The 25,152-nt window shown below is 67.9% G+C and carries 24 protein-coding genes; 12 read left to right on the top strand and 12 right to left on the bottom strand.

The genetic code is table 11. The features are described 5' to 3' along the window. Positions 1 to 149: 149 nt before the first annotated feature. From J0I99_RS09045 to J0I99_RS09020, 6 genes are all read right to left on the bottom strand, one after another. Positions 150 to 731, bottom strand: a complete 582-nt coding sequence (locus tag J0I99_RS09045; protein WP_291397160.1) for an AAA family ATPase — start codon at positions 729 to 731, stop codon at positions 150 to 152. Beyond that, entirely contained in the window at positions 728 to 1,477 is a 750-nt protein-coding gene (locus J0I99_RS09040) for a glutamine amidotransferase (protein ID WP_291397159.1), read from the bottom strand. The genes J0I99_RS09045 and J0I99_RS09040 overlap by 4 nt, the downstream gene beginning before the upstream one ends. Continuing rightward, a complete protein-coding gene (locus J0I99_RS09035; protein WP_291397158.1) occupies positions 1,474 to 2,490 on the bottom strand; it encodes a LacI family DNA-binding transcriptional regulator in 1,017 nt (338 codons plus the stop codon). Before J0I99_RS09035 ends, J0I99_RS09040 begins: the two co-directional genes overlap by 4 nt. 94 nt (positions 2,491 to 2,584) lie before the next feature. Further along, entirely contained in the window at positions 2,585 to 4,447 is a 1,863-nt protein-coding gene (locus J0I99_RS09030; protein WP_291397157.1) for an adenine deaminase, read from the bottom strand. Positions 4,448 to 4,476: 29 nt separating this feature from the next. Next, complete coding sequence (locus tag J0I99_RS09025) at positions 4,477 to 5,208, bottom strand: creatininase family protein (protein ID WP_291397156.1); 732 nt, start codon at positions 5,206 to 5,208, stop codon at positions 4,477 to 4,479. Beyond that, on the bottom strand, positions 5,208 to 6,161 hold the full coding sequence (locus tag J0I99_RS09020; protein ID WP_291397155.1) for a hypothetical protein: 954 nt from the start codon (positions 6,159 to 6,161) through the stop codon (positions 5,208 to 5,210). Before J0I99_RS09020 ends, J0I99_RS09025 begins: the two co-directional genes overlap by 1 nt. A gap of 85 nt (positions 6,162 to 6,246) precedes the next feature. Between J0I99_RS09020 and J0I99_RS09015 the strand changes: the two genes are divergently transcribed. The 6 genes from J0I99_RS09015 to J0I99_RS08990 all read left to right on the top strand — a co-directional run bounded on the left by J0I99_RS09015 (position 6,247) and on the right by J0I99_RS08990 (position 13,403). Then, positions 6,247 to 7,596: an amidohydrolase gene (locus J0I99_RS09015; RefSeq protein ID WP_291397154.1), complete on the top strand. Its 1,350-nt coding sequence runs from the start codon at positions 6,247 to 6,249 to the stop codon at positions 7,594 to 7,596. Between the two features lies 1 nt (position 7,597). Continuing rightward, entirely contained in the window at positions 7,598 to 8,545 is a 948-nt protein-coding gene (locus J0I99_RS09010) for a nucleoside hydrolase (protein ID WP_291391262.1), read from the top strand. Between the two features lie 28 nt (positions 8,546 to 8,573). Further along, positions 8,574 to 9,629, top strand: coding sequence for a BMP family protein (locus J0I99_RS09005; protein WP_291397153.1), 1,056 nt, complete (start codon positions 8,574 to 8,576; stop codon positions 9,627 to 9,629). 164 nt (positions 9,630 to 9,793) lie between these two features. Next, on the top strand, positions 9,794 to 11,338 hold the full coding sequence (locus J0I99_RS09000; protein WP_291397152.1) for an ABC transporter ATP-binding protein: 1,545 nt from the start codon (positions 9,794 to 9,796) through the stop codon (positions 11,336 to 11,338). Next, positions 11,335 to 12,462, top strand: coding sequence for an ABC transporter permease (locus J0I99_RS08995; RefSeq protein ID WP_291391265.1), 1,128 nt, complete (start codon positions 11,335 to 11,337; stop codon positions 12,460 to 12,462). Before J0I99_RS09000 ends, J0I99_RS08995 begins: the two co-directional genes overlap by 4 nt. Beyond that, positions 12,459 to 13,403, top strand: coding sequence for an ABC transporter permease (locus J0I99_RS08990; RefSeq protein WP_291391266.1), 945 nt, complete (start codon positions 12,459 to 12,461; stop codon positions 13,401 to 13,403). The genes J0I99_RS08995 and J0I99_RS08990 overlap by 4 nt, the downstream gene beginning before the upstream one ends. Positions 13,404 to 13,481: 78 nt before the next feature. Here the strand turns inward: J0I99_RS08990 and J0I99_RS08985 are convergent, their stop codons facing one another. From J0I99_RS08985 to ubiE, 6 genes are all read right to left on the bottom strand, one after another. Next, complete coding sequence (locus J0I99_RS08985) at positions 13,482 to 14,198, bottom strand: molybdopterin-synthase adenylyltransferase MoeB (RefSeq protein WP_291397151.1); 717 nt, start codon at positions 14,196 to 14,198, stop codon at positions 13,482 to 13,484. Beyond that, positions 14,195 to 14,941, bottom strand: a complete 747-nt coding sequence (locus tag J0I99_RS08980; RefSeq protein ID WP_291397150.1) for a DUF2259 domain-containing protein — start codon at positions 14,939 to 14,941, stop codon at positions 14,195 to 14,197. Before J0I99_RS08980 ends, J0I99_RS08985 begins: the two co-directional genes overlap by 4 nt. Next, positions 14,895 to 15,353 carry a dUTP diphosphatase gene (gene dut / locus J0I99_RS08975; RefSeq protein WP_291397149.1) on the bottom strand — a complete coding sequence of 153 codons (459 nt, stop codon included), beginning with the start codon at positions 15,351 to 15,353 and terminating at the stop codon, positions 14,895 to 14,897. The genes J0I99_RS08980 and dut overlap by 47 nt, the downstream gene beginning before the upstream one ends. Beyond that, the gene (locus tag J0I99_RS08970) at positions 15,353 to 15,982 is read right to left on the bottom strand and encodes a hypothetical protein (protein WP_291391270.1); all 630 of its coding nucleotides are present in this window, start codon (positions 15,980 to 15,982) and stop codon (positions 15,353 to 15,355) included. Before J0I99_RS08970 ends, dut begins: the two co-directional genes overlap by 1 nt. 118 nt (positions 15,983 to 16,100) lie before the next feature. Then, positions 16,101 to 17,630, bottom strand: coding sequence for a 2-polyprenylphenol 6-hydroxylase (gene ubiB, locus J0I99_RS08965; RefSeq protein ID WP_291397148.1), 1,530 nt, complete (start codon positions 17,628 to 17,630; stop codon positions 16,101 to 16,103). A 4-nt stretch (positions 17,631 to 17,634) separates the two neighbouring features. Next, positions 17,635 to 18,390, bottom strand: coding sequence for a bifunctional demethylmenaquinone methyltransferase/2-methoxy-6-polyprenyl-1,4-benzoquinol methylase UbiE (ubiE, locus tag J0I99_RS08960; RefSeq protein WP_291391272.1), 756 nt, complete (start codon positions 18,388 to 18,390; stop codon positions 17,635 to 17,637). Between the two features lie 232 nt (positions 18,391 to 18,622). Here ubiE and mutM point away from each other — a divergent pair, with 232 nt between their 5' ends. The 6 genes from mutM (at position 18,623) to recF (ending at position 25,070) form a co-directional block, all read left to right on the top strand. Next, a complete protein-coding gene (mutM, locus tag J0I99_RS08955; protein WP_291397147.1) occupies positions 18,623 to 19,504 on the top strand; it encodes a bifunctional DNA-formamidopyrimidine glycosylase/DNA-(apurinic or apyrimidinic site) lyase in 882 nt (293 codons plus the stop codon). 159 nt (positions 19,505 to 19,663) lie between these two features. Continuing rightward, a complete protein-coding gene (gene rpsT / locus J0I99_RS08950) occupies positions 19,664 to 19,930 on the top strand; it encodes a 30S ribosomal protein S20 (RefSeq protein ID WP_291397146.1) in 267 nt (88 codons plus the stop codon). Positions 19,931 to 20,783: 853 nt separating this feature from the next. Further along, positions 20,784 to 22,244, top strand: a complete 1,461-nt coding sequence (gene dnaA, locus J0I99_RS08945; protein ID WP_291397145.1) for a chromosomal replication initiator protein DnaA — start codon at positions 20,784 to 20,786, stop codon at positions 22,242 to 22,244. Between the two features lie 119 nt (positions 22,245 to 22,363). Next, positions 22,364 to 22,537, top strand: coding sequence for a hypothetical protein (locus tag J0I99_RS08940; RefSeq protein WP_291397144.1), 174 nt, complete (start codon positions 22,364 to 22,366; stop codon positions 22,535 to 22,537). 133 nt (positions 22,538 to 22,670) lie between these two features. Next, positions 22,671 to 23,789 (top strand): DNA polymerase III subunit beta, encoded by a 1,119-nt coding sequence (dnaN, locus tag J0I99_RS08935; protein WP_291394350.1) that lies wholly within the window; start codon positions 22,671 to 22,673, stop codon positions 23,787 to 23,789. Positions 23,790 to 23,948: 159 nt separating this feature from the next. Next, positions 23,949 to 25,070 (top strand): DNA replication/repair protein RecF, encoded by a 1,122-nt coding sequence (recF, locus tag J0I99_RS08930; protein WP_291397143.1) that lies wholly within the window; start codon positions 23,949 to 23,951, stop codon positions 25,068 to 25,070. The last annotated feature ends 82 nt before the right edge of the window (positions 25,071 to 25,152 follow it).

Here is a 25,152-nt window from a genome sequence, read left to right as displayed (position 1 = left end):
TCTCGGCCGGGGGCACCGCCAGTGCCCAAAACTCGGTGTCATCCCAGCGCAGGCTGGGAACCAACTCTTAGCCGGCGCAAGCGGCGAATGGGTCCCTGCTTGCGCAGGGATGACAGCCGGAGTGCACTAAGTGCTCCGGCGTTCCCAAATCAGCTCAGCTTGCCCGCCTTCAAGGCCTGAAGGATCCAGTCGCGATAAGTCTGGTCCTTGTTCTCGATCTCGGGCGATACCTTGCTGGCTTCGGTCATGAAGTAAAGATAGTCCCGCCCCATGGCCTCGCCGCGGCCGGTGTGCATGTCGACGGCGAAATCCGGAATCTCCGGCATGCGCTCGCCGAACGCCACGTTGTGCTTGGCCCAGTTGACCATGTCGTCGGTGGTGCGGTCCTTGCTGCCCGAAGCCATCACGCGGATGGCGTGGGCGGCGAACAGGAACCGGTCGTGCTCGGGCCGGGCGAAGCGCTCATGCATGCGATAGAGCGTATCGACCAGCACCGGCGCGTCCAGGTTGCCGTAGCCGACATCCTCGACCGAGATCACCTGCAGCCGGGCCCACATCTTTTCCTCGAGCTCGGGCGAAGTGATGAACATCTCCCAGCCGAGCAGCACGGCGTTGTCGACGAGGCCGCGGCGGATGGACTTCTGCAACGCCGAGATCACCTCGTCGGCCGGAAAGCCGTTCTCGGTGGTGGTGCGCTGCCAGGGATCGGGCGCCTGCTTGACTTTGGTCATTTGCGCGCCACCCAGTTGGCGATGTTGTTCCACAGCGGGGCGTAGCCGGCCCAGTCGACGAAGGGGGGCGGGGCCCAGTGCGGCCCGCAGTCGGAGGTGAAGACCGCCGAGCGGCCCTTGCCGTATTCGCCGACGGCGATCAGCGGATCGCCGCCGACCCGCACCAGCACCTCGGCATCGGGCTTCGCCGCCACCTCGTTGTAGCCCAGCAGGGCCGGCCACTCGGGGGGGATGCCCCTGGTGATCGGGTGGCCGGGATCGCCGACATGGGCCACCACGCCCTGGGGATTTTCCTTGCGGTCGTCATGGCGGTGGAGCGTCACCGGCAGCACGTCCTCGACCGGCGAGCCGGCATACTGGCCCTTGGCATCGATGCCCTGGAAGGTGAGGTAGCCGCCGATCATGACGAGGCCGCCGCCGTAGAGGACGTAGTCCCTGATCGAGACGAGGCGATTGGGCAGCGGCACCGAACGCACGAAGGTATCGGGATGGAGCAGCAGCGTGTTGGCGCCGATGTCGGAGAGCATCACCACGTCAAAGGCGGTGAGTGCTTCGGCGGTCTGAGGAAAATCGCGCGAGGCCAGGTGGTTGGGCAGGAAGGTCACGTCCCAGCCACCCGATTCGAGCGCCGCCTTCAGCCAGCGCACGCCTTCGTTGTATTCGGTGGTGGTGAAGCTGTCGAAGCCCTTGGTATGGATCGAGTGGGTGACCCAGGACTCGCCTGCGATCAGTACGCGTTTGCTCAAGCTCTGAAATCCTTGGAAGTGGGGGCCGCTACGGACTGGCGGCGGATGAGTTCGACGGGAAGGCGGGTGAGGAGCGGCGGCGTTTCCCCGTTCAGCAGGGCGAGCAGGGTGAGGAAACCCTGTCGCCCCAGTTGCTCGACCGGCTGGCGGACGGCGCTCAGCGGCGGCGTCAGCAGGGTCGAGAAGGCAATGTCGTCGAAGCCGATCAGCGACACCTCGTCGGGCACGCTGACATTGGCATCGCGCAGGCCCATCACCGCACCGATGGCGAGATAGTCCGAGGACGCAAAGATCGCGGTCGGCGGCAGGGGCAGCTCGAGGAACCTGACCGTCGCGGCACGCGCCAGCTCGGGCGCAAAGCTCCCCATCGCCACATATTCGGAGCGCACGGCGATGCCGGCCTCGTTCATGGCCATCAGGAAGCCCTCGCGCCGCTCGGTCACGGTCAGCAGGCCCTGCGGGCCGCCGAGATAGGCGATGCGCCGGTGTCCCGCCTCGATCAGGTGCCTGGTCGCCTGGTAGGCCCCCTCGCTGTTCTCGACGAACAGGCGCGGCACGCTGACGCCGGGGATGTCCTCGTCGACGATCACCACGTTGCGCCGCTCGCCGATCAGGCCCGCGAGCGTGCCATCGTCGGGCGTGTTGGTCATCATCAGCAGGCCATCGACGTGGCCGTCCTGCAGGCGCTCGAGCGAGGCGATCTCGCGCTTTCGGTCGGAGCGGGTCGAGCTCATGAAGACGGTGTAGCCGTGGTGGTCGGCCTCGTCCTCGAAGGCCGAGGCGAGCTCGGCGAAGAAGGGTTCGCGGATTTCCGGAGTGACGAGCCCGACGGCCTCGGTCTTGCCGGTGGACAGGCGCTTGGCGAGGAGATTGGGGCGGTAGTCGAGCTTCTTGATCGCCGCGTCGATACGGGCCGCGGTGGCCGGCGGCAGCTCGATCCGGTTGTTCAGATACCGCGAGACCGTGGTCGGAGAGACCCCGGCATCCTGCGCCACATCATGGATAGTCGCCATCTCACCCCCACTCGCAGGCCTCAGGCTAAGGTAGGGGAAGCGCTTTAGTAAAGCGGTTTCGTAGATCGAATTCCACAGCAACGACCATGAACTTCTACCAGACGATCGGATGCGTCCGGCCGGTCGCGACGTTGACGAACCCCTCGGGCGCGAGCGGCGAGGGGGCGACCAGCACCCATTGCCAGGGCGCGCAAGTCAGCGTCGCGAACATCAGCCGCTCCGGGAAGCCGGGATGCCAGCGCGGATGCCAGGTCGGTTCGTACATCCAGTCGATCGTGGCGGCAGCGGCGCGCAGGGCCCGCATGTCGGCATCGAGGGCTTCGGCGGAGCGCTGCGACATCAGCCCGCCGACCTCGAAGCGGACCGTGGCGGTGACTTCGCCGCGATGCACCAGCACCCAGCCGCCCCGCTGCTCGCGCAACCGGTTTACCGCCAGCGCCATGGCGGCATCGGACGAGCCGCAGGTCCAGATGTTGTGCTTGTCGTGCGCCACCGAGCAGGCGAGCGCCGTGTCGGGATCGCGCGGACCGGTGCCGCGCCAGAACATCTTCGACACCTTGCCCTCGCCCGAGAAGCGATCGACGATGGCGAACTTGGTGATGGTCTCGGCGGGCAGCCGCTGCACCTCGCCGTCCGCGACGGGCATCTCGACGGTGTAGAACTCCGGATGCCAGTGGAAAGGGCGGATCACGGCCGCGTTCATCGTGGCGCGGCCCGGCGCCGCCTTGATGGCGAAGTCGGCGGCGGTAATCTCGCGCCGGATGTTGACGGTGCGGGTCGCCCAGTCGGGCCAGGCGATCTGCGGAACCGTGCCGGTAAACCGGTTGCCCTCCGAGACCGGCTCGCCATCGGCCCAGACCTTCGCGATCTTCAGGCTCGGCACGTCTTGCAGCAATACTATGTCGGCATAGCGCCCCGGGGCGATCGAGCCGACATGCGGTGTCAGCCGCATGTGCCGGGCCGGGTTGATGGTGACGCACTGGATGGCGATCTCGGGTGCGAGGCCCGCCGCGATGGCGGTGCGGACGTTATGATCGGTGGCGCCGATCTCGAGCGTCTGCGGCGCGCTGCGGTCGTCGGTGGCGAACGCCACCTGGCTCCAGTCGGCGAGCCCCTTTTCCAGGAGACCCCTGATGATCTCCGGCATGGTGTGGACGCGGATCTCGATGAAGAGCCCGTGCCGGAGCTTGTCCCAGGCCTCGTCGGCGGTCGCCATCTCGTGGTCCGAGGCGAGCCCGGCCGCGGCGAAGGCATTGATCTCGGGCAGGGTGCGCAGGCCGGCGGCATGGCCCTCGACGACGCCGCGCGCCGCGAAGGTCGCCTCGATCATGCCCCAGAGGCGGGCGTGTGACGGGTTGTCGGGGTTCCATACGGCGGGCCAGTCCATCACCTCGTCGAGCCCGGTGACCATCGGGCTGCGCATGAAGCCCTGCTGCTCGTCGTGGCCGAAATGGCCGCCGCCCCATTCGTAGGCGGTGGGCGGCACGGCCGAGCCCGGCTGCGGGAAGATCTTCAGGCGGGAGCCGGCCTTGCGGGCGGCCAGCCAGAACTCGAGGTTGTGCGGACCGTCGACATTGGAGAATTCGTGGCTCGCCTCGCAGGTCCAGGTATTGCCGCGCGGCAGCACGAGGGCTGCCTCGTATTCCGGCGTCAGGTGCGAGCTCTCGATGTGCTTGTGCACCTCGCCGAAACCGGGAACGGCGCTGAGGTCCGGCTCGTGCACCCGCTCGGCGGCCTCGCCCGGGTAGGCACCGGCGGGACCGACCCAGGCGATGCGGCGGCCCTTGATGACGATTTCCTGGTCCTCGAGCCAGGTGCGCGAATGCACGTCGAGCAGCCGCCCGACGCGCAGGATGCGATCCGCCGGGCGCTTGCCGAGCGCGACCAGCAGCAGGTCCTGCCGGATCTTCACTTCATCGGCGGCGTTGAGGATCAGGTCGTCGGGGAGGTCAGTCATGCAGGAAGGTCCGACAGCCGGTGGGTGGTTCATATGCCGTGCTTTCCGCGCCATAGCGAAATCAGCCTGAGGCTCTCCGCCGCGATGCCGGCGATCATCGCCTCGCCCTTTTCGGCGCTGGCCGGCCGCGGGTCGCCGAACACGCCGGAGGTGTTGAAGGCGCTGAGCTTCATCGGCTCGGAGCCGAACAGCTCCGGGAACTCCGGATACTCGGGACGGGCCCGGTCCATGCGCACCGTCTCGGGCGCCAGCGCCAGCATCATCGAGGTCTCGACCTCGTCGGCGTGATAGAAGCCCGGGCCGGCGGGCTTGCTGTCCATCAGCTCGGCGGCAAGCGCCTCGAGCCGCGGATAGTCGAGATGCAGCACGGGAAAACCGGCCTCGCTCAGCGCCCGTGCCGCGAGGCTGATCGGCTCGCGATTGCCGAAATGGCCGTTGACGGTGACGAGGCCCCTTACCCCCATCCGCATCAGGCCGCGACCGATATCCTCGACCGATCGGCGCAGCGTCTCGGGCGACAGCGAGAGCGTGCCGGCCCAGCCCTCGGTGGTCCAGGCGTCGCCATAGGCGAGGGCGGGCAGCAGCAGGCCGTCGCAGCCTTCGGCGATGCGCCGCGCCACGCCGGTCGCCATCACCGTGTCGGTGAGCAGCGGCAGGTGCGCGCCGTGCTGCTCCACGGCGCCGACGGGCAGAACGGCGACGAGGCCGCGCGCGATGGCGGCGGATACGTCTTCCCAGCTGGCGCCGGCGGCATCGAGCATCAGGCCCATCCGGCGATCGCCAGCGTGGCGGCGGGGGCGAGGCTGCCGAGCAGCTCGGTCACGCTGCGTGAATAGTCGACGTCGCCGGCGAGCCGCGTGGCCAGCGCCGCCGCGGCAATGTCGGCGGCCTCGTAGCCGTGCGCGATGAGGTCGATCATCGCCGCCTGCATCGGGCCCATGGTCGGGTTGTAGGCGACGCTCTCGATCGAGAACCCGGCGACCATCTGCCCGTCGCCCAGCGCCAGCACCACGGCGCCGGGACAGCCGCTATAGGGCGCATGGGCGCGGCGCCCGGCTGCGGCCAGCCGGTCGGCGATGGCGGTCGGCAGCGCGTGCGGGCCGAGCGCGAGCGGCGAGACGCTGCCCGGCACATAGCCCGTTTCGCCGAGATAGCCGGGATCGAAGGGCCAGGGATAGAGCTCGGCCATCGTCAGCCGGTGTCCCAGCGGGTCGATCAGCACCATGTCGCGGCTGGCGGCGAATTCGCTGAGATACTGCCGGCAGTGGGCGCAGGGATGCGCCTCGCCGATGGCGAGGGCCTGGATCGTCGTGCCGCGCGAGGCGGCGCGGGTGAGCACGAACCCTTCGCCATGGATGGTGAAGCCCAGGTGCGTGCCGGAAAACTCGACATTGCCGCCCAGGATGAGGTTGCCGGTCTCGCGCTCGAGGCCGACCGCGCCGACGAAGAATTCCGAGATCGGCGGCCGGGCGATCTGCCGCGCTGCCGGCACCGCCAGCAGCATCAGTTCCTCGATGCCGGCAAGCCCGTAGCTGTCGACAAGGGCCGCCGCCTCGTCGCGGAGGATGACGCCGCCCAGGTTCTCGTCCGGACGGCGCGCCCGGCGGGCGGCCAGCTGCATGATCTCGGTGGCAATGTCGCCGCCCACGAGAGCGCCGAGTTCGCCAAGGCGCGCGGCGATCTCGGGGTCGGCGCGGAACGGATTGTGGCTCATGTGATCCTGCCGCGATTGCATTTGACAAGCGGCTTTGCTGTGTCGTTAGATTGTCATGTAAACCGGTTTACCGGACGGGGGTCAAATGGGTTCGACGCTTATCCACGGAGCGACTGTGCTTTCCGTGGACGCTGAAAATCGTGTGTTCGACGGCGGCTATGTCGCCATTCGAAACGGACGGATCAGCGCAATTGGACCCCGTGACGGCACTCCCGACCCGTCCGGCTTCGACGAGGTGTTCGAGCTGACCGGACACCTCGTCATGCCGGGCCTCGTCAACGCCCATACCCACTCGGTGATGGTGCTGTTCCGCGGTCGCTCCGAGGGGCAGAGCCTGCTCACCATGGAGGGCTGGTACAACTCGATCCGCGAGCCGGAACTGTCGCTGGTCTCGACCGACATCGGTCCGGCCGTTGCGCTGAGCTGCGCCGAGATGGCGCTGTCGGGTACCACGACGTTCTGCGACCAGTATTTCTTTGCCGACGAGATCGCCGACGCGGTCAAGGCCGCGGGCCTTCGATCCGTGATCGCCTACGGCATCGTGCAGCTGGGTGACAGGGAACGCGGCGAGCAGGAGCTCGCCAGGGCGACCGCCTTCCTCGAGCGGCAGCGTTCGGCCGATGGCCGGGTGATCCCCTGGTTCGGCCCGCATGCGCCCTATGTCGACAATACCGAGGACCTGCTGGTGGCCGAGGTCGAGGTGGCCAACAGGTACGGGGTCGGCCTCCACCTGCACATGGCCTGCGGGCCGGAGGACAACGAGGAAACGATACGCCGCTACGGCACCACGGCGGCCGTGGCGCTCGAAAAGCTCGGCTTCTTCAAGGGCCGCATCCATGCCGCGCACTGCCTCGACCTCAGCCCGGAGGACATTGCCGTCTTCGCGCGGGCCCCGAACGCCTCGGTGTCCTACAACGCCACGGCCGGGCTGCGCTCGGGTCGCGAGGGCATCTGCCCGGTCGTCGACCTGCGCGCGGCGGGCGTCACCGTGGCGCTCGGCACCGACAACGTCGCCGCCAACAATTCCTACGACATGGTCGCCGAGATGCGGGTCGCCGGCCTCGTCGCCAGCCATCGCGAGGGCGTGGCGCAGCCGCTGTCGAGCCGCGACCTGATCCGCATGGCCACCATCGAGGGCGCGAAGGCGCTTGGGCTCGCGCACGAGATCGGCAGCCTCGAGGTCGGCAAGGCAGCCGACATCGTCGCCTTCGACCTGCGCGGCGCCGGCTATTCCGAGACGCCGGATCCCGAGACGCTGCTGATCTACTCGGGCTCGGGCCGTGATGTCCGTCACGTTTGGGTGGATGGCGAGCAATTGGTCAACGATCGCAGCTTGACGCGGCGGCCCTATCGCGACATCCGACAGGCCTATTCGGCGACCTATGCCGGGTTCTGGAGCCGCGTCGACGACGCCAAGAAGAAAGAAGTTGCCTAGCTTGACCAAGCGTAAGTTCATTTTCGACAGCGACGGCGGCGTCGACGACGCCCAGGCGCTGATCCTGCTCGTCGCCAACGGCAGGACGCCGGACCTCATCACCACCGTGTTCGGCAATGTCGGCCTCGACCAGGCAACGACCAACCTGCTCGCCGTGCTGGCGATGCTGAAAGTCGACGTGCCCGTGCACAAGGGCGCCGATCGCCCGCTGACCCAGCCGATCATCGATGCCAAGTATGTGCATGGCGACGATGGCCTCGGCGGCGCGCGCCGGCCCGACAAGCAGGCCCTGCCGGCCTCCGAGGATGGCGTCGGCGTGCTGCGCCGCGCCTTCGGCGACGCCGCGGCCAAGGGCGAGAAGGTCGACATCCTGATGATCGGCCCGCTCACCAACCTGGCGCTGGCGCTCCGGCTCGAGCCCTCGATCGTCGACGGCATCGGCACGCTCACCATCATGGGCGGCAACGTCTATGGCCGCGGCAACACCACGCCGGCCGCCGAGTTCAACATCTATGCCGACCCCGAGGCGGCGCAGGTCGTGCTGACCGCCGGCGTCGAGACCGTGGTCGTGCCGTGGGAGCCCTGCACCACGCACTTCATGGAAGGGCCGCGCGTCGACGCCATGTTCGACGCCATCCCCGAAACGCCGCTGCGCGACTTCTCCAAGGCGCTGGCCCGCCATGCGCGCGAGAACGGCATCAAGCGCGGCCTCGCCGATCGCTTCCTCTATGTCGATCCGCTCGCCGCCGCCGTGGTGCTCGACCCTTCGATGATCACCAAGTCGATCGAGGCCTCGTCGTCGGTCGCGCTCGCCCCCGGGATCACCCGCGGCATGACGCTGGTCGATCCCTCGGGACGCCTCGGCACGCCCAAGATTACGTTCGTCGAGGAGGTCGACATCAAGAAGGTCGATGCCCTCTACGCCGTATCCGCCGCCTATTCCCCCTGAACCAGAACAAACGCAAACAGGAGTGCGCATGTCTCTGATCTCGAATTTCGCCAAGGCCGCGGCAGGTCTGCTGCTCGCCGGCTCGATGATGGCGTCGACGGCGATCCCCGCCGCCGCCGCGGAATACACCAAGGACCACCCGCTCAAGGTCGCGCTCGTGCTGCACGGCACGCTGGGCGACAAGAGCTTCTTCGACAGCGCCAAGGCCGGCATGGACAAGGCCGCGGCCGAACTGCCGGTCGAGGTGAAGGTCATCGAACTGGGCTATGACCGTTCGAAGTGGCAGGCCGGCCTCGCCGACGCCACCGACAGCGGCTACGACGTGGTCATCGCCGGCACGTTCGACATGACTGCCTACATCGCCGAGCTCGCCCCGCAGTACCCGGACGTCAAGTTCATCGATTTCGACGACGCGCCCGACTACACCAAGTGCGACTGCAAGAACGTGCTGGCCGTCCAGTACGGCACGTCGACTGCCGGCTATCTCGCCGGCTACGCCGCCGCCAAGATCTCGAAGTCGGGCATCCTCGGCACCATCCTCGGCATGGAATTCCCCACCGTCACCGACTTCAAGGTCGGCTTCGACCAGGGCGCCAAGGATGCCAACCCGAACATCCAGATCCTCAACGCCACGGCCGGCACCTTCTCCGACCCGGCCAAGGGCAAGGAAATCGGTCTCGCCCAGCTCAACCAGGGCGCCGACATCATCTTCCCGATCGCCGGTGGCACGGGCCTGGGCGCCCTGCAGGCGGTCAAGGAAGCCGGTGGCGGCAAGCTCGCGGTCGGCGTCGACAGCGACCAGGCGGCCATCTTCGCGGTCACCGATCCGGCCCAGGCCGACGTGATCTTCACCTCGGTCGAAAAGAAGGTCGGCGAGTCGCTCTACCTGGCGCTCAAGGGCACCATCGACGGCACCCAGGAATACGGCAAGCGCATCGTGCTCGGCCTCAAGGACGGTGCCGTCGGCATTTCCAAGAACGCCCAGTACGAAAAGCTGGTGCCGGCCGATGTGCGCGCCGAAGTCGACGCCAAGGAAGCGGCCATCATCGCCGGCGAGATCGTCGTCGCCGCCGACGTGAAGTAAGGTCGATCGCCTCCCTCCCCTTGCGGGGAGGGACCGAGGGAGGGGGTGGTGGGGTTCGTCTCTGATGGACCCCCTCCCCCAGCCCCTCCCCGCAAGGGGGAGGGGTGTACTCGCCCGGACCGCAGTGGCCCGGGCCAGACTGTCAAAACCAGGCGCGGGGCAGCATGGCGCTTCTTGAAGCAAGCGGGATCGGCAAGGTCTATCCCGGCGGAGTGGTGGCGAACGACGGGGTCAACCTCGTCATCGAGCCGGGCGAGGTTCATGCCGTGGTCGGCGAGAACGGCGCGGGCAAGTCCACCCTCATGAAGATCCTGTTCGGCATCGAGCAGCCCAATGCCGGCACGCTCACGCTCGACGGCAGGCCGGTCAGCTTCGCCAATCCGCGCGAGGCGATCGATGCCGGCATCGGCATGGTGTTCCAGCACTTCTCGCTGGTGCCGAGCTTTTCCGTCTACGAGAACGTCGTGCTCGGCTCCGAGCCGCGCGCCGGCATCCGGCTCGATCGCGACAAGGCGATCGCCGAGGTGCGGGCGCTGAGCGACAAGTTCCGCCTCAAGGTCGATCCGCTGCCGCCCGTCCGGACGCTGCCGGTCGGCCAGCAGCAGCGCGTCGAAATATTGAAGGCGCTCTATCGCAACGCCCGCATCCTGATCCTCGACGAGCCGACCGCGGTGCTGGCGCCGCAGGAAGTGCAGGAGCTGTTCGTCGCCATCCGCTCGCTGGTGGCGCAGGGCAAGACCGTGATCTTCATCGCCCACAAGCTGCCCGAGGTGCTCGAGATCTCGAACACCATCACGGTGATGCGACAGGGCAAGACCGTGGGCCAGGTCAAGACCAGGGAAGTGACCGAGAAGAGCCTTGCCGCCATGATGGTGGGGCGCGAGGTGGCGCTGCGCGTCGAGCGCAAGCCGACCGACCAGACGCAGCGCGTCGCCGCGGTGAGCGGCCTGCGCGTGGTCAATGCGCTGGGCACGGAAGTGGTCGCCGGCCTTGATCTCAACGTGCACTCGGGCGAGGTCGTCGGCCTTGTCGGCGTCGAGGGCAACGGGCAGGCGGAAACGCTCGAGGCGATCGCCGGCCTTCGTTCGATCGTGGCCGGCACGATCACGATCGCCAACGAGAACGCAACGCCGATGTCGGTGCTCGAGCGGCGCGGGCTCGGCCTCGCCTCGATTCCCGAGGATCGGATCGCCCAGGGCCTGTCGACCGGCTCCACCGTGGCGGAGAACCTCGTCGCCACCCGCCTCAACGACAAGCGCTATGTCCGCAACGGCCTGCTCGACCTCAAGGCGATCAGGGCCAATGCGGTCAGGCTGATCGAGCAGTTCTCGATCCGCGTCGGCGGGCCGAACTACACCGTGGGGACGCTCTCGGGCGGCAACATGCAGAAGGTGGTGGTGGCGCGCGAGCTCAGCGAGCAGCCCAAGCTCCTGCTGGTCAACCAGCCGACGCGCGGCGTCGACCTCGGCGCCACCCAGTTCATCTGGCGCACCATCACCGACGCCCGCGATGCCGGCGCCGCGGTACTGCTGAGTTCGGCCGACCTCGGCGAATTGCTGGCGCTGAGCGACCGGCTGCTGGTGCTCTATCGCGGCAAGATCGTCGCGGCCTTCATCAATACCCCCGACCTCACGCCGGAAACGCTCGGTACCTACATGCTCGGCCTTTCGACCCAGACCGCAGACGAAATGAAGGCGGCCCTCAAATGAGCAACATCCCCGCCATCGACCGCTCGTCGCGCTGGAAGACGGTGCGCCGGGAAGTCGGCCGCGCCGTCGGCGCGCTGGTCATTGCGCTGGTCGTCACCTTCGTCATCGTGCTGTTCACCTCCAAGGCGCCGTTCGACGCCTTCGGCCAGCTGCTGACGGCCCCGGCATCCAAGCCGCGCACCATCGGCCTCTGGCTCGACGACGTGGCGAAGCTGACCGTCACCGGCCTCGCCTTCAGCCTGGTGTTCCAGGCCCGGCAGTTCGCCATGGGCGTGCAGGGCCAGGTCTATATCGGCGCGCTGGCAGCGACCTATGTGGTGCTGACGCCGCTCGGCGCCACCTGGGCCGGCATCCCGCTCGGCATCGCCGCAGCGATGCTGGCCGGCGCGATCTACGGGTTCCTGCCCGGCATCGCCAAGGCCAAGCTGGGGGCCAACGAGATCGTCTCGTCGCTGATGCTGAACTACATCGCCATCGAGGCGTGCAACTTCCTCGTCCGCGTCAGCCTGCCCAAGCCGCAGGCGGGCGTGCTGACCACCAACGAGTTCCCCGACACCGCGGTCTATCCGCAGCTGATCAAGTTCGACTTCCTCAACATCACCCGGCTCGACCTCGGGCTCGTCTTCGCGCTCGTCGCGGTGCTGGTGGTGTGGTTCGCGCTCTATCGCACCAGCTGGGGCCTGAAGCTCCGGCTCGTCGGCCACAACGCCCGCTTCGCCGAATATGCCGGCATCAAGTCGACCTTCATCATGGTCTCGGCGATGACCGCGTCGGGCGCGTTGGGCGGCCTGCTCGGCTCGATGTTCGTGCAGGGCCAAGGCTACGGCAAGCTCACCGTGCTGTTCGAGGGCGGCCTCGCCTTCGAGGGCATCCTCGTCGCCATCGTTGCCCGCAGCCGGCCGCTGGCGGTGCCGATCGTGGCGCTGTTCTACGGCTACCTGCGGCAGGGCGCGCAGCTGATGAACATCCGCACCGACGTGCCGGCCGAAGTGATCGGCGTCGTCACGGCGATCATCATCCTGCTCGTCTCCTCGAGCTTCTCGCTCAACTTCGTCACGCGCCTGTTCAGGCGCAACCCGGCTGCCGTCGCGGCGCCGGCCACCGCCGGGGGCGCCACCAAATGATGGAGCTGTTCGTCACCGTCTTCTCGGCGGCCTTCTTCGTCACCATCATCCGAACCACGACGCCGCTGCTGCTGGCAACGCTCGGCGGTCTCATCGCCGACCTCTCCGGCGCGCTCAACGTGGCGCTCGAGGGCATGATGCTGATCGGATGCCTCACCGCCGTGATCGTCTCGGTCTATGCCCCGTGGTATGTCGCGGTGGCCGCGGGCCTCGGGGCCGGCGCCCTGCTCGGCCTGATCATGGCGTTCTTCGCCTACCGGATGAAGGCCGACATCATCCTGGTCGGTTTCGCCATCAACATTCTCGCGACGGGTGGCACCGTGTTCGCGCTGGCGCTCGCCACCGGCGGCGACAAGGGCACCTCGATCAACCTGCAGTCCAAGGCCATCCCCGCCGTCGATCTGGGCTTCCTCTCCGGCATCCCGGTCGTCGGCCCGACCCTGACGGCGCTGCTCTCGGGCCATTCGGTGCTGAGCTGGCTCGCGGCCTTCCTCGTCTTTGCCGTCTGGTATTTCCTCTATCGCACGCCGTGGGGCCTGTGGCTGCGCGGCGTCGGCGAGTACCCGGCAGCGCCTGAGGCAGCGGGCATCCCGGTGAACCGGATCCGCACCCTGAGCCTTGTCGTCTCCGGCGCGCTGGCGGGGCTGGGCGGGGCGCAGCTCGCCATGTTCAACTATGTCGGTTTCACCCGCGACATGACGGCGGGCCGCGGCTTCATCGCGCTGGGGGCGGTGCTGCTCGGCGCCCGCCATCCGGTCGGGGCGCTGCTGGCGGCCTTGCTGTTCGGTGCGTTCGAGGCCCTGGCGGTGGTGATGCCCGGCCTGTTCAACGATATCCCGGCCGAGCTGATCCGCATGATCCCGTTCGTCGTGACCATCGCCGCGCTGGTGCTGTTCTCGATCCGGGCGCAGCGGGCGCTGGCGCTGCGCGGGGTGAAGTAGCTCCCCCCTTGCAGGGATGGTGAGGTGGTTCGCCGGTGGACCCCCACCCCCGGCCCCTCCCCTCAAGGGGGAGGGGAGTCAGTAGCCCAGTTCGGTAAACCGGGCAGCGCGTCCGTCGTAGAGCAGCAGCCGCCCGACCAGCGGCTCCCCGATCCCGGTGATCAGCTTGATGGCCTCCATGGCCATCAGCGTGCCGATGACGCCGGTGACGGCGCCGAGCACGCCCACCACTTCGCAGGCCGGCAGGTCGGCCTCGTCCGGCGTGTCCGGGTAAAGGTCGCGGAAGGTCCTGCCCCCGGGCATGAACACCGTCACCTGGCCGTCGAACATCGACACCGCGCCCGACACCAGCGGCACGCCCGCCGCCTGGGCCGCCGCGGCGACGATGGCGCGGGTGCCGAAATTGTCGGTGCCGTCGAGCACGTAGTCGTATCCGGCGACCAGCCCGGCCGCGTTGTCGGTACCCACCCGCTCGACATGCGAGACGAAAGCGACCGTATCGTTCAGCCCGGCCACGAAGCCGGCGGCGCTTTCCGCCTTCGACGTGCCGATTGCGTCGCTGCGATGGATGATCTGGCGCTGCAGGTTCGACAGCGACACCGTGTCGTGGTCGACCACGCCCAGCGTCCCGACCCCGGCCGCCGCCAGATAGGCGATGGCCGGGCTGCCCAGCCCGCCGGCGCCGACCACCAGCACGCGGGCCGACTTAAGCTTCTGCTGGCCATCGCCGCCCACGCCGCGCAGCACGATGTGGCGGGAATAGCGCTTGATCTCTTCGGGGCTCAACATGCTCATGGCGCGATCGGTACGGTGACAAAGCGGCGGTTAGGGCCTTCGAAGCCGAGGCTGTAGGCGGCAATGACGGCAACCAGCGGCGAGGCGCTGACGGCGAACGGGAACGGGCTGAAGATGGCGTGGATGCGGTAGTCGGAAACGCAGCCGCGCGAGGCCGGGACGGCGGCGTCGCGATGGACTTCGGCGGTGTTCCCGGCGCTGTCGGTCAGAGTCAGCGCAAAGCCCTGCACCGGACCCTCCATGCCGTAGCTGGCGCAGGGTTCTGTCGTTGTCGATGCGAAGGTCTCGAGCCTGAGCGTGAACGGATCGCGCGGCGCGTCGAGCCCATTGCCGAACATGCCGAAACCGACCTCCATGCCGCTGGCGCCGACCTCGCCGTCGGCGTTCATCAGCAGCGGCTGCGCCGGCATCACCATCCCGGCCTTGTCGAGCATGGCTTTCGCCTCTGACAGGGCCTGCTTGCGCGCCGCATCGAGGGTGGCGGTCTCGTCGTCGAGGCGGACGCGGACGGGCGTGCCGACCCATTTGTCCGCGATCAGGTCGACGAGAAAGATCGAGTCGTAGGGAAAGCCGGAGCCGTCCTGCACACCATATTCCTCGTAGGCGAAATAGCGCCCGTCGGCGGAAAAGCCGATCGGGTCGATCGCCGCCGCATCGCCCGCGAGGGCCGGCGACGCGAGCAACGCCAGCCCGAGACTAGCGGCCAGTCGAGCCGAAGCCGCCTGCACCACGTGCCGTGTCATCGAGGGTCTCCCTGAGCGCGAACGCGACCTGCGTCACCGGCGCCACCACCATCTGCGCGATGCGCTCGCCGCGCCGGATCTCGAACGGGGCGTCGCCGTGGTTGACGAGGATCACCTTGATCTCGCCGCGATAGTCCGCGTCGATCGTGCCCGGCGCGTTCAGCACGGTCACGCCGTACCTGGCGGCAAGCCCGGAGCGCGGGCGCACCTGTGCCTCGTATCCGGCCGGCAGGGCGATGGCCATGCCGGTCGGCACCAGGGCGCGCTGGCCCGGGGCGAGGGTCACGACCTCCGAAGCGTCGAGCGCGGCAAGGAGGTCCACTCCCGCCGCGCCCGCCGTCTCGTGGCGCGGGACCTCAAGGCCCCGGCCGTGTTCAAGCCAGATGAAGCCGATCTGGACGCGTGCCGTCATCAGCGGGTGTCGACCACGGCGTAGAGCTCGGCCGGCAGATCGACATTGCCATCGAGCAGGTCGGTGAACGGGATCACGGTCTCGGCGGCGTTGTCGCCGACCTTGGTCATGTTGGTTTCGACGATCTTCTTGCCCTTGATGCGGATGGTGGCGCTGTGGCCCTCGAAATAGGCCTTCATCATCTGCGCCGTCTGCTCGTCCTGCTCTTCGCCCTGCGTCACCTGGCTCTTCATCTCGTCGGTCTTGAAGGCGACGCGAACGACGCCCGGGCTCACCACGGTGAAGATGGTATCCTGGTTCGGGCCTTCGCCATCGGCGGTGATCTCGGTCAGGTTGCCTTCCTTGACCGACGTGCAGGTGGCGCTGCCGTCGCCGTTCTCGGTGAGCACGTCGCCTTCGTCCTGGCAGAAACTGCTGTCGGAGCTCTCGGCTTCCTCGCCGCCGGCCTTGGCCGCCTCCTGCATCTGCTTGATCATCGGATAGAATTCGGCGCCGACCGTCATCGTCGTCGTCGCCTTGCCGGCGGTCTCCGACAGCACGTCGATCTCGGCGGTCACATCCATGCAGCCGGCAAGGCTGGCGCCGAGCACAAGGACGCCGGCCAGCCGGGCAATGGTCTTCAGGGTCATGGAATTCTCCTCAACAGTCCGCCCGCCGCTTCCCCGCACGGTATGGCCGGGACCCAAGAGCTGCAAGCGTGCGCCGCCTCGTTATCGCCCGGTTGATGAACGGGTCATGAACCCGCATTCAGAATCCGAGGAGACGCCAGAGCGCGGTCAATAGAACAACCAGTCCGAGCCAGAAGCCGGTGAGGATCATGAAGCGGTTGAAGCGGCGGCCCGGCGCGTGCTTGTCGTGCTCGTAGTCGTCGAGCGCCGCCTCGGCCTTGCTGACCACCGCCGGGAGCCGGCCGAGCGTCGCCACGGCGGTGTCGAAGTGATCCCTGAGGTCTTCGAGCCGGCCGAGCGGGCCTGCCGAACGCCGGACCCAGTCGCCGACGATCGGCTCGGAAATGGTCCAGATGTCGAGTTCGGGGTCGAGCGCGCGCGCCACGCCCTCGACCAGCACCATCGATTTCTGCAGCAGGATCAGCTCGGGGCGCGTCTGCATCTCGAACAGCTCGGTGGTGGCGAAGAGCTGGCCCAGCACCTTGGACATCGAAATCTCGGAGACGCGACGGCCATGCTGCGGCTCGCCGATGGCGCGCAGCGCGAGGGCGAACTCGTCGATCGACTGGCTGCGCGGCACGTAGCCGATCTCGAAGTGCCGCTCGGCGATCAGGCGGTAATTGCGTGTTATGAAGCCATAGAGGATCTCGGCGAGGAAGCGCCGCTCGCGCCGCGTGATGCGGCCCATGATGCCGAAATCGACGGCGATGACATCGCCAGTCCGCGGGTCGGCGAAGAGGTTGCCCGGGTGCAGGTCGGCATGGAAGAAGCCGTCACGCACGGTGTGGCGCAGGAAGGCCTGCAGCAGGTTCTTCGCCAGCGCCTTGCGATCGACGCCGGCCGCATCGAGCGCCGCGTTGTCGCGGATCGGGATGCCCTCGACCCAGGTGGTGGTCAGCACCGTGTCCGACGTGTAGTCCCACAGCACGCGCGGGATGACGAAGCCGGTGTCGTCCTTGATGTTGTCGGTGAACTCCGAGATCGAGGCGGCCTCGAGGCGCAGGTCGAGCTCGATGCGGGCCGAGCGGTCGAGCGTTGCCACCACGTCGACGGGGCGCAACCGCCGCAGCTTGGGGACGAACGTCTCGGCCAGGCGGGCGCCGGCATACTGGCTCTCGATATCGGCGGCGAAGCGCTGGCGGATGCCGGGTCGCAGGATCTTCACCGCCACCTTGGTGCCGTCGGCCAGCCTGGCGTGATGGACCTGGGCGATCGAGGCCGCGGCGATGGGCGGCGAGAACTCGGTCAGCTCGGCGGCCCGGGCTCCCAGCGCCTCGTGCAGCAGGCCCGGCACCAGCGCCGGATCGAACGGCTCCATCGAGTCCTGCAGCACCGCGAGGTCGGCGGCCGCCGCCGGGCCGACGATATCTGGGCGGGTGGCGAGGGTCTGTCCGAGCTTCACATAGGTGGGACCGAGCCGGTGCAGGGCGCGCGTCAGCCGCTCGACATTGCCGCTGCGCCGGACCTCGCCGCGCTCGAACAGGCGGCCGAAGCGCACCCCGGCCTTCATCACCGGCGGCAGCGCGTCGTTATCGGCGATCGACAGCGCGCCCTCGCGGGCAAGGACGAAGCCGGCCCGAGCCAGGCGGAAATAGGCCCCCAATCCCATGGCGTCAGAGCTTCCAGGCCGCGTGCAGGGCCGCGATGTTGCCGGAGAGCGCGGTGTGGGTGACGCGCTTGAAGCCGGCAGCGCCGATCATCTGGGCAAAGTGCTCGGCGGTCGGAAACTTGCGGATCGACTCGACGAGGTACTGGTAGGGCTGCGCGTCGCCGGTGACGGCGCGGCCGATCGGCGGGATGACGCGGTCGGAAAAGGCCTTGTAGACCTCGGCCAGCACGGGCGTGTCGACCTGGCTGAACTCGAGGACGAGGAAGCGCCCGCCGCGCTTCAGCACGCGAAAAGCCTCGCGCAGCGCCAGCTCGATGCGCGGCACGTTGCGGATGCCGAAGGCGATGGTGTAGGCGTCGAAGCTCTCGTCGGCGAACGGCAGGGCTTCGGCGTTGGCCTCGACGAATTTGGCCTGCGCCGGGAAGCGCCACGCCTTGGCCCGCTCCTCGCCGACGCGCAGCATGTCGGTATTGATGTCGCCGACGGTGACCTCGGCATAGCCGACCGAGGCATTGACGATGCGTTCGGCGATGTCACCGGTGCCGCCGGCCATGTCGAGCACGCGGTAGGGCACCGAACCCTGCCTGGGCGGGGCCAGGCGGGCCACCATGGCGTCCTTCCACAGACGGTGCACGCCGCCGCTCATCAGGTCGTTCATCAGGTCGTAGCGGTCGGCGACGCGGTGGAAGACGTCGTTGACCAGCCCCTGCTTGTCCTCGAGGGCGACCGTGCGTTCGCCGAAATGCGTGGTCCCAGCCATGCCTGTCGTCTCCGAAATCTGCCGGCGTTATAGCGGAGCGGGGTCGCGCTTGCCATGCTTCTCGCGGGCGCATGGTTGAGGCGATGGCGACCCCGCTCTCCTCCCACTCGATGCCATCCCTGCGCCAGCCGGGACCCTACTCGCTGAGGCCGTGACAAACCCTGACAGCGCGCGGCGCTTGCGTGACTTAGGTTCGCCCGCCACATATCGCGTGCTGAACAAGGAGTCCCCGATGCCCGAGCTGCCAGAGGTCGAAACGGTCCGCCGCGGGCTCGAGCCCTATGTCACCGGCGCGCGCATCGACAGGGTGACGCTGAAGCGCAAGGACCTGCGCTTTCCGTTTCCCGAGGGGTTCAAGCAGGCGCTGGAAGGCGCGACCATCGACAGCACCGGGCGCCGCGCCAAGTACCTGCTGTTCCGCCTTTCGACCGGCAAGACCTGGCTCAGCCACCTGGGCATGACCGGCACCTATCGCTTCGAGGCGTTCAGGTTCAAGGAGCCGAGCCGCTATTACGAGCCGACCGAGGACCGCAAGCACGACCACCTCGTCCTCGAACTCACCCATCCCGGGCACGGGCCGCTGCAGCTCATCTACAACGATGCGCGCCGCTTCGGCTTCATGGACCTGTTCGGCAACGACGAGGACAGCCCGTGGCTGGCCGGACTCGGACCGGAGCCGCTGTCCAACGCCTTCAATGCCGCCGAGATGGCCGAGCGCTTCCGCGGCAAGAAGGCGCCGATGAAGGCGGCCCTGCTCGACCAGCGCGTGGTGGCCGGGCTGGGCAATATCTATGTCAGCGAGGCGCTGCACCGCGCCCACATCCGCCCCGACGTCGCCGCAGGCACGCTGGTGCTGAAGTCGGGCAAGCCCTCGAAACGCCTCGAGGACCTTGCCGACGGCGTGCGCACCGTGCTGATCGAGGCCGTCGACGCCGGCGGCTCGACGCTGCGCGACTTCCGGGCCGCCGACGGTAATTCGGGCTATTTCCAGCACCGCTTCGCCGTCTATGATCGCGAGGGCGAACCGTGCCCCACGCCGGGCTGCCGCGGCACCGTCAGGCGCATCGTGCAATCGGGTCGCTCGAGCTTCTTCTGCCCGGTGTGCCAGCACTAGCGGCGACTCGGCCACGGGCCTGAATCCAGTTGACGCCACCGGTGGCCGCGACTATACACCCCCCAACTTGGCGGCTTGGTGCCGCCGATTTCATTTCATCGCCCGTGGGTGAGCGGCTCGCAAGGCTGCGCCACTGGGTTGAAGCGCCAAGAGGATTTCATGGCCAATACCGCCTCCGCCAAGAAGGCCACCCGCAAGATCGAAGCCCGTACCGCGGTGAACAAGTCGCGCCGCTCGCGCATGCGCACCTTCGTCCGCAAGGTCGAGGAAGCGATCACCGCCGGGGACCACAAGATCGCCGTCGAGGCCCTCAAGGCAGCCGAGCCGGAGATCGTGCGCGCGGCTCAGAAGGGCATCGTCCACGCCAATGTGGCGGCCCGCAAGGTGAGCCGTCTCAACTCCCGCGTGAAGGCGCTGCAGGCTTAACAGCCGGCCGCAATCTGCACCAATCTGGCACAGGGCTCCCGCTCGGGGGCCCTTCGCTTTTTGTGCGCTCCCGATGCCGGTGGCGGCCGGGAGGCCACCCTGGGGTGTGGCCGGATTGCGACAGTTTTGCTACAGAGTTTTCCCCTTGCCAAACCCCAGTGTTTCCGGGCCTTTGCGGGCGCCCGTCATGAGAATTTCACCTTCGGATGTGAAATGCGGGCTGCCCTTCGAGTAGAGGGCAAGATTGTCGCAGCCAGGCCAGTCGGGGTCCCCAAATGGCGATTCCGCCTTGAGTCACAGCGCCTTAAAAACGGGGGCCGGGCGAGGGCGCCGGAAAGGTTCTCGCAAGAGTCGCGAGTCAACCCCCCGGAGGTAAAAAACCCCCGTTGATTGGAAAATTCCCCCCCTCTAATATGGCCTCGCTGGCTCAGGACAAACGGCGTAAGAACCGGGCGGAGAGCCAGTGTTGCGTGCAAGAATGCTGACTTGAGATCATGGCTGATAGGCGGTTTGGACGCGGCCGGCAGTCTTGGGGAACTACATTCGTGGGCTGGATTGTCTAGTAATTAGTGTGGTCTTGCACGTGCGCAGGACGTTGCAGTAGCCGGGCGCGGTCAGCGGCCCGGTTCAAGTTAAATATTTGCGTAGACGCAACCGCGGCGAAGTCCGCGGACGGAAGAGGTTTGCCTGAAAAACGGCAAGCAGGTTGGCGGCGCCGTGCCCGGTCGGGGCGGCGGCAGGATAACAGGATTGGGGCTGAAACACGATGGCGACACAAGCGGCGGCAAGTCGTGCTGACTGGGGTTTGGGTGCGAACAAGGGAAAGGGACAGGCTGGCAGCGAAGGGGGACTGATGATGACGACGGGCAAGGATGGCCAGCCGATCGCATCCAATGAACTGTTCCAGCGCGTCCGCGCCCGTCTCAAGGCCGCCGTTGGCGAAGACGTGTTCAACTCCTGGTTCGCCCGGCTCGAGCTCGAGGAGATCGTCGACGATCTGGCGCACCTGAGCGTGCCCACCCGATTCCTGTGCTCCTGGGTGCAGTCCAACTACGCCGAAAAGATCCTCGACGCCTTCCGCGCCGAGTCCGCCGGCCTCGCGCGCCTGCACTTCACCGTGCGCGTCAACGGCCAGGCCCGGCCACGGCTGCAGCACAACGAACCGGCGATCGAGCCGGTCGACCTGCCGGTCGTGTCCTCTGCGCCTGCCGCGGCGCGCCCGGCCCGCGAGCCGCAGGTGGTGGCGCCCACGCCGCGCGGCGATGCGCTGTCGGGCTCGGCGATCGATCCGAAGATGACGTTCGACAATTTCGTCGTCGGCTCGGCCAACGAAATGGCGCTGCAGGTGGCCAAGCAGGTCGCGCATGCCGTCCAGAACAACACCGTCAGCTTCAACCCGATCTATATCCACTCGAGCGTCGGGCTGGGGAAGTCGCACCTGCTCAACGCCATCGCCTGGGCCGCCGGTGCGTCGGACCCTGGCAAGAACATCGTCTACCTGACCGCCGACCACTTCATGTACCACTTCATCACCGCCGTGCAGCGCCAGTCGGCGCTCGGCTTCAAGGAGTGGCTGCGCCGGGTCGACCTGCTGCTGATCGACGACATGCAGTTCCTGCAGGGCAAGTCGGCCACCGAGTTCGGCCACACGCTGGGCACGCTCCTGACCGGCGCCAAGCAGGTGGTGGTGGCCGGCGATGCGCCGCCGCGCGACCTCGAGATGCTCGACGAGCGCGTGCGCTCGCGCCTGTCCGGCGGGCTGGTCGTGCCGATTAACGCGTTCGACCTCGACCTGCGCCGTGCCATCGTGACGCGCCGGGCCGAGCAGGCGGTGGCCCGCTTCTCGGATGCGCATTTCGCTCCCGCCGTGCTCGACTACGTGGCGCGCGTCGTGGTGAGCCATGGCCGCGACCTCGACGGCGCGGTGAACCGCCTGCTGGCGGCCAACCAGCTGACTAAGGAACCGATCACGGTCGCACTGGCCGAGCGCACGCTCGCCGACCTGGTGCGCCAGCGCGACGCGCGCCGGGTGCGCATCGAGGACATCCTCAGGATCGTGTCGCGCCACTACAAGGTGCCGCGCAACGACCTGCTGAGCTCGCGCCGGTCGCGCGACGTGGTGCGACCGCGCCAGATTGCCATGTACCTGGCCAAGGCGCTGACCTCGCGCTCGCTGCCCGAGATCGGCCGGCGCTTCGGCGGTCGCGACCACACCACCGTCCTCCACTCGGTCCGCAAGGTCGAGCAGATGATCAAGGACGACGGCGAGCTGGCCCAGGAGATCGAACTGCTCAAGCGCATGCTTGAAGAATAAGCAATTCCGGCCCTCTCCGACGGAGTGGGCCGTCTGCCCGCCGAGTATTGAGTGCTGCCCAGTAGGGCGCTTTGTGAGTAGTAGCGTTGCCGTCATCGCGTTCTCGTACCCCGCGGTTGTTGCTGCGGATTCGCAAGGGCCTGCGTCGCCTCGACATCGGGGCCAGGGCCGAAAACCAGCCGCTGCCGCCGGACCGGGCCTGGCACGAAATGCTGGCCCGCCTCGAGGCGGACGAGGCCGAGCGGCGGCTCGAGGCGATGGAGCAGGCCCTGAACCGCGGCGCCCGTCACTGAGCCGAGCGCGTTTTTCCAAGGGATTGCGGGGCGTTCGGGGCTGTCGCCCTTGCCTTTTTCGCCCTCGCTTGCAAATGTCGCAGCCCGGCTTTGCCGGGCGTTTCATGCCGCATGCCGCAGGGGTTCTGAGTTTATGAAGGTCACTCTCGAGCGCAATCATCTGCTCAAGTCGCTGGGGCACGTCCACCGCGTGGTAGAGCGCCGCAACACCTATCCGATCCTCGCCAACGTGCTGCTCAAGGCCGCCGACGGCAAGCTCGACCTGCGCGCCACCGACCTCGACATCGAGGTGACCGAAAGCGTGCCGGCCATGGTCGGACAGGCCGGGACCACGACGGTGCCCGCCCACACGCTCTACGAGATCGTGCGCAAGCTCGCCGACGGGGCCGAGGTGCGGCTCGAGAACACCGGCGGCGAACAGCTGACGGTCAGTTCCGGGCGGTCGCGGTTCAACCTCTCCTGCCTGTCGCCCGACAGTTTCCCCGACCTCAAGTCCGGCACCTTCACGCACAGCTTCTCGATGCCCGCCGCAACGCTGCGCGAGCTGATCGAGCGGACCCAGTTCGCCATCTCCAACGAGGAGACGCGCTACTACCTCAACGGCATCTACATGCACGTGCTCGAGGTCAATGGCGAGCCGACCCTGCGGGCCGTGGCCACCGACGGCCACCGCATGGCGCGGGCCGAAACGGCGGCGCCTGCCGGCGCGAAGGGCATGCCGGGCATCATCGTGCCCAAAAAGACCGTCTCGGAGGTCCAGAAGCTGCTCGAAGGCGCCGAAGGCGACGTCGCCGTCGAGCTCTCCGACACCAAGATCCGCTTCACCCTGGGCAGCGTGGTGCTGCTGAGCAAGCTGATCGAGGGCACCTTCCCCGACTATGACCGGGTGACGCCCAAGAACAACGACAAGCAGATGAACGTCGACAAGGCGAGTTTCGCCACCGCTGTCGATCGGGTGTCGACCATCGCGTCGGACCGGGGCGGCAAGGCGGTGAAGCTCTCGCTGCGCGAAGGCCAGCTGGAGCTCTCGGTCACCAACCCGGACCATGGCACGGCGAGCGAGGAGCTGGCGGTCGAGTTCGAGCCCGAGAGTTTCGAGATCGGCTTCAATGCGCGCTACCTGCTCGACATCATCGGCCAGATCCGCTCCGAAAATGCCGTCTTCCTGTTCAACGACGCCGGCTCGCCGACGCTGGTGCGCGAGGATGGCGACGCCAAGGCGCTCTACGTGCTGATGCCGATGCGGGTGTAGTTCGCCCGCAAATCCAGGTCCCCTCACCCGGTCCTGCGGACTGACCTCTCCCCCAAGGGAGAGGTGGCGATGGGGCAAGATCGTGCCACGGATCACCTCTCCCTTGGGGGAGAGGTCGCGCCGCGTCAGCGGCGGGTGAGGGGGCCTTCCTCAACCGCAATGCATCCCTCCCGCTACATTTCCCGGCTTCGCCTCAGCCACTTCCGCAACTATGCCTCCGCCGCCCTCGATCTCGACGGGCGGCACCTGGTGCTGGTCGGGCCGAACGGGGCGGGCAAGACCAACCTGCTCGAGGCCGTCTCGCTGCTCTCGCCGGGACGCGGCCTGCGCGGGGCCGCCTTCGAGGACGTCGCCGCGCAGGGCTCGGACGGGCTCTGGGCCGTGGCCTCGACCATCGAGACGCCCGAGGGGCCGGTGGATATCGGCACCGGCGCGGGCGGCGCGGACGGCGGGCGGCGGGTGCGGATCAACGGCGCCAATGCCAGGACCGTCGAGGAGATGAGCGCCTATCTGCGCGTCCTCTGGCTGACGCCATCGATGGACGGGCTGTTCACCGGACCGGCCAGCGACCGCCGCCGCTTTCTCGACCGCCTCGTCACCACCCTGATCCCCGGCCATTCGGCGGCGGTGTCTGACTACGAAAAGGCCATGCGGCAGCGCAACCGGCTGGTGGACGAGGACGCCGATCCGCTCTGGATCGACGCGATCGAGGCGCAGATGGCGGTGTCGGCGGCGGCAGTGCACTTTGCCCGCGCCGACAGCCTCGATGACCTGCAGGCGGTGATCCTGTCTGGCGTCGACGAGGCCAGCTTCCCGGCTGCCCGGCTGGCGCTGACCGCGCTGTTCGAGGATCGGCACGTGCCGCAGTCCTCGGCCGCGCTGGAGGCCGAACTGCGCGCGTTCTGGCGGCGCGAGCGCCAGCGCGACCGCGCCGCCGGCCGCACCCTCACCGGGCCGCACCGCATCGATCTCGAGGTCCGCCATGCCCAGAAGGACATGCCGGCCGCCCTCGGCTCAACCGGCGAGCAGAAGGCGCTGCTGATCGGACTGATCCTGGCGCAGGCGCGGCTGGTGAAGCGCTCGACCGGGATCGCCCCCTTCCTGCTGCTGGACGAGGTGGCCGCCCACCTCGATCCCGGCCGCCGTTCGGCGCTTTTCGCGGCGCTCGAGGCGCTCGGCACCCAGTGCTTCATGACCGGCACCGACCCGATGCTGTTCGACGCGCTTGGCGGGGCCGCGCAGCAGGTCTTCGTGCGGGATGGCCGGCTCGGCCCGAAATAGGCGCAAAGCCTTGCAAAACGGGCTCAAAATAGCCATTTGTCTTGGGTATCCGACACGCTTCCGCTAGACCCGGTCCAGCGGA

Source organism: Devosia sp. (assembly GCF_017307495.1).
GTDB lineage: Bacteria > Pseudomonadota > Alphaproteobacteria > Rhizobiales > Devosiaceae > Devosia_A.
The sequence above is the reverse complement of the archived record's forward strand: the minus strand, read 5'-3'. Positions and strand labels throughout refer to the sequence as shown.

Coding starts and splice junctions, on each gene's coding strand:
- J0I99_RS08980 (WP_291397150.1), bottom strand. CDS start 14,941: ATGACACGGCACGTGGTGCAGGCGGCTTCGGCTCGACTGGCCGCTAGT.
- ubiB (WP_291397148.1), bottom strand. CDS start 17,630: ATGGGATTGGGGGCCTATTTCCGCCTGGCTCGGGCCGGCTTCGTCCTT.
- J0I99_RS09035 (WP_291397158.1), bottom strand. CDS start 2,490: ATGGCGACTATCCATGATGTGGCGCAGGATGCCGGGGTCTCTCCGACC.
- recF (WP_291397143.1), top strand. CDS start 23,949: ATGCATCCCTCCCGCTACATTTCCCGGCTTCGCCTCAGCCACTTCCGC.
- dnaA (WP_291397145.1), top strand. CDS start 20,784: ATGATGACGACGGGCAAGGATGGCCAGCCGATCGCATCCAATGAACTG.
- J0I99_RS08985 (WP_291397151.1), bottom strand. CDS start 14,198: ATGAGCATGTTGAGCCCCGAAGAGATCAAGCGCTATTCCCGCCACATC.
- J0I99_RS09005 (WP_291397153.1), top strand. CDS start 8,574: ATGTCTCTGATCTCGAATTTCGCCAAGGCCGCGGCAGGTCTGCTGCTC.
- J0I99_RS09000 (WP_291397152.1), top strand. CDS start 9,794: ATGGCGCTTCTTGAAGCAAGCGGGATCGGCAAGGTCTATCCCGGCGGA.
- J0I99_RS08990 (WP_291391266.1), top strand. CDS start 12,459: ATGATGGAGCTGTTCGTCACCGTCTTCTCGGCGGCCTTCTTCGTCACC.
- J0I99_RS08970 (WP_291391270.1), bottom strand. CDS start 15,982: ATGACCCTGAAGACCATTGCCCGGCTGGCCGGCGTCCTTGTGCTCGGC.
- J0I99_RS09015 (WP_291397154.1), top strand. CDS start 6,247: ATGGGTTCGACGCTTATCCACGGAGCGACTGTGCTTTCCGTGGACGCT.
- J0I99_RS09045 (WP_291397160.1), bottom strand. CDS start 731: ATGACCAAAGTCAAGCAGGCGCCCGATCCCTGGCAGCGCACCACCACC.
- J0I99_RS09025 (WP_291397156.1), bottom strand. CDS start 5,208: ATGCTCGATGCCGCCGGCGCCAGCTGGGAAGACGTATCCGCCGCCATC.
- ubiE (WP_291391272.1), bottom strand. CDS start 18,390: ATGGCTGGGACCACGCATTTCGGCGAACGCACGGTCGCCCTCGAGGAC.
- mutM (WP_291397147.1), top strand. CDS start 18,623: ATGCCCGAGCTGCCAGAGGTCGAAACGGTCCGCCGCGGGCTCGAGCCC.
- J0I99_RS09030 (WP_291397157.1), bottom strand. CDS start 4,447: ATGACTGACCTCCCCGACGACCTGATCCTCAACGCCGCCGATGAAGTG.
- dnaN (WP_291394350.1), top strand. CDS start 22,671: ATGAAGGTCACTCTCGAGCGCAATCATCTGCTCAAGTCGCTGGGGCAC.
- J0I99_RS08995 (WP_291391265.1), top strand. CDS start 11,335: ATGAGCAACATCCCCGCCATCGACCGCTCGTCGCGCTGGAAGACGGTG.
- J0I99_RS09020 (WP_291397155.1), bottom strand. CDS start 6,161: ATGAGCCACAATCCGTTCCGCGCCGACCCCGAGATCGCCGCGCGCCTT.
- dut (WP_291397149.1), bottom strand. CDS start 15,353: ATGACGGCACGCGTCCAGATCGGCTTCATCTGGCTTGAACACGGCCGG.
- rpsT (WP_291397146.1), top strand. CDS start 19,664: ATGGCCAATACCGCCTCCGCCAAGAAGGCCACCCGCAAGATCGAAGCC.